Annotated in this window: 4 protein-coding genes; 3 read left to right on the forward strand and 1 reads right to left on the reverse strand. The window is 71.8% G+C overall.

Annotated elements, in window-relative coordinates:
* Positions 1 to 50: 50 nt before the first annotated feature.
* Positions 51 to 752, reverse strand: a complete 702-nt coding sequence (locus tag P3L51_RS35080) for a LamG domain-containing protein (protein WP_354609414.1) — start codon at positions 750 to 752, stop codon at positions 51 to 53.
* A gap of 275 nt (positions 753 to 1,027) precedes the next feature.
* Here P3L51_RS35080 and P3L51_RS35085 point away from each other — a divergent pair, with 275 nt between their 5' ends.
* From P3L51_RS35085 to P3L51_RS35095, 3 genes are all read left to right on the forward strand, one after another.
* A complete protein-coding gene (locus P3L51_RS35085) occupies positions 1,028 to 2,536 on the forward strand; it encodes an extracellular catalytic domain type 1 short-chain-length polyhydroxyalkanoate depolymerase (protein ID WP_354609415.1) in 1,509 nt (502 codons plus the stop codon).
* Between the two features lie 67 nt (positions 2,537 to 2,603).
* Entirely contained in the window at positions 2,604 to 4,022 is a 1,419-nt protein-coding gene (locus P3L51_RS35090; protein WP_354609416.1) for a 3-hydroxybutyrate oligomer hydrolase family protein, read from the forward strand.
* Between the two features lie 128 nt (positions 4,023 to 4,150).
* Positions 4,151 to 4,903, forward strand: coding sequence for a 3-hydroxybutyrate dehydrogenase (locus tag P3L51_RS35095; protein ID WP_354609417.1), 753 nt, complete (start codon positions 4,151 to 4,153; stop codon positions 4,901 to 4,903).
* Positions 4,904 to 4,915 lie beyond the last annotated feature (12 nt).

Here is a 4,915-nt window from a genome sequence, read left to right on the forward strand (position 1 = left end):
CGATCCGCTCGGCGGCCTTCTCGGCGGACTCTTCGGCGACTGACCGGCGATCAGGGGCGGTAGACGAGAAGTCTGGAGACCTCGTACGACATCTCCCTCGTGGTCCGTTCCGGGGGCGGGTGGTAGCGGCCCGCGCAGACCGAGAGGTTCACGATCAGGTGGGCCTGCCAGTGGCCGCCCACACCGGAGCGGTCGGCGAAGGCGCGGGTGCCGTTGACGTACCAGACCACCGAGCGGGCGCCGAGGTGGACCTCGAAGTCCACCCAGGCGCCGGGGCGGATCGCACTGTCGCGGTAGTAGCGTTCGCCGCCGTTCACGTGGTTCGACAGCTCCAACAGGTCCGGGTTGTCGGGGTGGTACTCGAACACGTCGATCTCGTTGCCGCCGTCCAGCCAGGTCCAGATCGCCGGCCAGGCCCCTTGCTCCCGGGGGAGCCGGACCCGGGCCTGGAGGATGTCGCCCGTGCGGAGCATGAAGTCGTCCGCGCTGCCCTCAGTCGTCAACAGGCCGGTGTACCAAGTGCCTTGGGGCATCCGGGTGGCGCGGAAGACACCACTCCTGCTGTACGCGGGGTCCGGGGTGAGGTAGTCCAGTTTGTCGTCGTCCGGGTTGGTGGGGCCGCTGCCCGGATAGGCCCAGGAGCGGCCGGCCACCCACTGGTTCTCCGACGAGAAGTCGGCCGTGAACACCGGGCGGCCGTGGGAGGAGAGGGAGTTCGCGGACTCGTCCGCAGTACCTGAGGATCCAACCATACGTGTATACGTACCTGTTGGCACCGCAGGCGAAACGCCATAAAAGACCGCACAGTTACTCGAACGAGTCGTACCGTCCCCGAAGGTGCTACGGACACACGGCTTAGCACCGCGCCGCGCTCCCGGCAACAGGTGGTGGACCCCTTGTGGCAGCCGCGTTGTGGAGCGCCGCCACATTCCTCGGCGGACCGCGTGCTTCCTACTGTGACCGCACCCCACTCCGGCCGTCGTCCCTCCTGAGGACGGCGGCCGGACCAACGTCGCGGGAGGTCACGTTGTTTCACGTATCGCCGTCCCACCCGGACCGGCCGGCACACACCCCCACCCGGCGGCGCGGGCGTCCGCGCCGCGTCATCGGCCGGATCGCCGCAGCCCTCGCCCTGGCCACCGGAATCGCCCTCCTCCCGCCCGCGCCCCGGGCGGAGGCCGCCGTCACCCTGGAACGGGTGACCGGGTTCGGGGCCAACCCCGGCGGTCTCACCATGTATGTCCACCGGCCCGCGTCCCTCCCGGCGAACGCGCCCGTGGTCGTCGCGCTGCACGGCTGCACGCAGTCCGCCCAGATCTACGCCGACAACTCGGGCCTGGCCACCTTCGCCGACCGGCACGGCTTCCTGCTGGTCCTCGCCGAGACGACGTCCCTCAACAACGCGAACAAGTGCTTCAACTGGTTCCAGGCCGCCGACATCCGCCGCGGCCAGGGCGAGGCCGCGTCCATCCGGCAGATGGTCGCCCACGCCGTCTCGGCCTACGGCGCCGACGCCGGCCGGGTCAATGTCACCGGGCTCTCGGCCGGCGGCGGCATGACCGCCGTCATGCTCGCCGCGTACCCGGACGTCTTCAAGGCCGGCGCGGTGATGGCCGGACTGCCGTACGACTGCGCCACGGACGTCCTCGGAGCGTTCACCTGTATGAGCCCCGGTGTGGACCGTACGCCCCAGGACTGGGCGCAGCGCGTACGTGCCGCCTACCCCGGCCACCCGGGCCCGTGGCCCAGGGTGTCCGTGTGGCAGGGCGACAACGACCCCACCGTCGTCCCGAGGAACGCCGACGAGCTGCGGGACCAGTGGACCCAGGTGCACGGCCTGGACCAGACGCCCGACCGCAGCTCCACCGTCGGCCCCAACAGCACGCGCCGGGACGAGTATCTGGCCGGGGACGGCACCGTCGCGGTGGAGGTCAACCGCGTCCCGGCCATCGGGCACGGCACGCCCGTGGACCCCGGCGGCGGCGCCGAGCAGTGCGGGGCGACCGGCACCGCGAACTTCATCGACTCGATCTGCTCCAGCTACTGGGTCACCCGCTTCTTCGGACTCGACACGTCCGCGCCGGGGCCCGCTGACCTGCCCGCCCCGGCCGGACTGCGGTCCACGGGCGTGACCGGCTCCTCCGTCGCGCTGGCGTGGGAGCCGGTGGCCGGCGCGAGCGGCTACGCGGTCTACCGCGGTGGTACGCGAGTGGGTGGACCGACCGACCCCCGGTACACCGACAGCGGTCTGGGCGCCGGGACCACGTACACGTACAGCGTGGCGGCGCGTGGCGCGGACGGCGCCGAGGGCGCCCGCTCGGCGCAGGTCACGGCCGGCACCACCGGAGCGGCGGCGACCTGCTGGACGGCGAGCAACTACGAGCACGTACGCGCCGCGCGGGCGACCACCAGCGGCGGCTACGCGTACGCGAAGGGTTCGAACCAGAACATGGGCCTCAACAACACGTTCGTCATCCGGACGCTCAAGGAGTCCCCGAGTGGTTACTACGTCCTCGCCGACGCTCCCTGCCCCTGACGGCTGGGTAGCGTCCCGCCGCCCCGTACGTGTCGCGTGTCGTGTCCTTGCAACGGAGTGATGGCCCATGCCACTTGTCCCGCAGTACGTCCGACGGATCCGCGCCGGGTGCCTCGCCGCGGCGGCCCTCATGCTGGTGGGAGCGGGCCCGGCGGTCCCGGCCCCCGCCGGCGGCGCCGACCGGCCCGGCCACTGCGCCGGGATGGACGCGCTCGCCGTACCCGGCGCCGAACACCAGCGGGCCGCCTGCCTGGACGAGCTGACGACCGCCGGGACGGTCGCCTCCGGCCACACCGACGAGGCCGACTGGTCGGGGCTGACCCCGAAGGATCTCGCCACCCCCAGCGGCGTACCGGGCATCCAGATCGACGGCTACTTCCCCGACTCCTCCACCACCAACACCACCCACGGCTGGAATCACGACTCGCAGTTCGTGATCCGGCTGCCCGACCGCTGGAACGGCGGCCTCGTGATCGCCGGATCGCCCGGCGTCCGCAAGCAGTACGCCAACGACCGCGCCTTCGGCGACTGGGTGCTCGCCCGCGGCTACGCCTTCGCCGCCACCGACAAGGGCAGCACCGGCGCCGCCTTCCACCGCGACGGCGCCGCGCCCGGCGACGCCCTCGCCGAATGGAACACCCGGGTCACCCAACTCACCCTCGCCGCCCGCGAGGTGACCACCCGGCACTATCAGCGGCCCGTGTCCCGCACCCTCGCGATGGGCATGTCCAACGGCGGCTATCTGGTGCGGTGGCAACTGGAGAACCACCCCGAGCTGTACGACGGCGGCGTCGACTGGGAGGGCACTCTCTGGCGTACCGAGGCACCCAACCCGCTCACCTTCCTGCCGCCCACCCTGCGTGCCTACCCCACCTGGGCGGCCGGTGGCGCGGGGGCCCGCGCGGCTCACCGGGAGATCGTGGGAGCCGGATTCCCGGCCGGCTCGGAATTCCTCTGGCCGTACCACCACCAGTACTACTGGGACCTCACCCAGCGCATCTACCGCGAGGAGCTGGACCCGGAGTACGACGGCGCCACCGAGGCGGGGACACCCTTCTGCGCGCCGGGAACGCCCGCCTGCGACGCCGACTACGACTACGGCTCGCGGCCGGGCGCGGTCCGCGACGCCGTCGAGAGGATCGCGCTGACCGGCCGGATCGGCAAACCCCTGATCACCTTCCACGGCACGCTCGACGTGCTGCTGCCGATCTCGAAAACCTCCGACACGTACGCGGCGATGGTGCGCCGCGAGGGCCGCGGCGCACTGCACCGCTACTACCGCGTCGAGGGCGGCACCCACGTCGACTCCCTCTTCGACGCCTTCCCCGACCGGCTCCGCCCGCTGGTGCCGTGTCACCGCTCGGCCGTCGTCGCGCTGGAGCGCTGGCTGGACCACGGCCGGCGCCCGCCGGCCGGCCGCACGCTCCCGATGCCCGAAGGGGCGGATCCGGCCACGCTGCTCACCCGGTGCCCGTTGACCGGGTGAAGTGGTCACGTAGCGTCACGGCATGCCGCTCCCGGTCAGGCATGTGGTGTACAGCGACACCTGATCGGCATCCGGTGTGGTGAACCGTCACATGGGATGTCGGGTCAGGTGTCTCTACCGTTCCGGCCATGAAGAGCAGGGAACTCACGGGCCGCACCGCCCTGGTGACCGGTGGCGGCAGCGGTATCGGACGGGCCTGCGCCGAGGCGCTCGCCGAAGCCGGGGCGCTGGTCCATATCGTCGACCGCGACGCCGACGCGGCCAAGTCCGTCGCCGCCGCCACCGGAGGCGTGAGCCACGCCGTGGACCTCGCCGACGCGGGCGCGATCGGCCGGCTCCCCGCCGCCGTGGACATCCTGGTCAACAACGCCGGGCTGCAACACGTCGCGGCCATCGAGGACTTCCCGCCCGAGAGGTTCGAGCTGATCCAGAAGGTGATGCTGACAGCCCCGTTCCTGCTGATCCGGCACTGTCTGCCGCACATGTACGCGGGCGGCTGGGGCCGCGTGGTCAACATCTCCAGCATGCACGGACTGCGCGCCAGCCCCTTCAAGTCCGCGTACGTCGCCGCCAAGCACGGCCTGGAGGGGCTGAGCAAGGTGGCCGCGCTCGAAGGCGCGCCGCACGGTGTGACCAGCAACTGCGTCAACCCCGGCTACGTACGGACTCCGCTCGTGGAAGGGCAGATCGCGGCCCAGGCCGCGGCCCACGGAATCCCCCCGGACGAAGTCGTCAGCGACGTACTGCTGGACCGTTCCGCGATCAAGCGGCTGATCGAGCCGGCGGAGGTGGCCGCGGTGTGCGTCTGGCTCTGCGGCCCCAACACCGGTTACATCACCGGCTCGTCGCTTCCCGTGGACGGCGGTTGGGGCGCCCGCTGACGCACCCGCCAT

The organism is Streptomyces panacea (genome assembly GCF_040560175.1).
GTDB lineage: Bacteria > Actinomycetota > Actinomycetes > Streptomycetales > Streptomycetaceae > Streptomyces > Streptomyces panacea.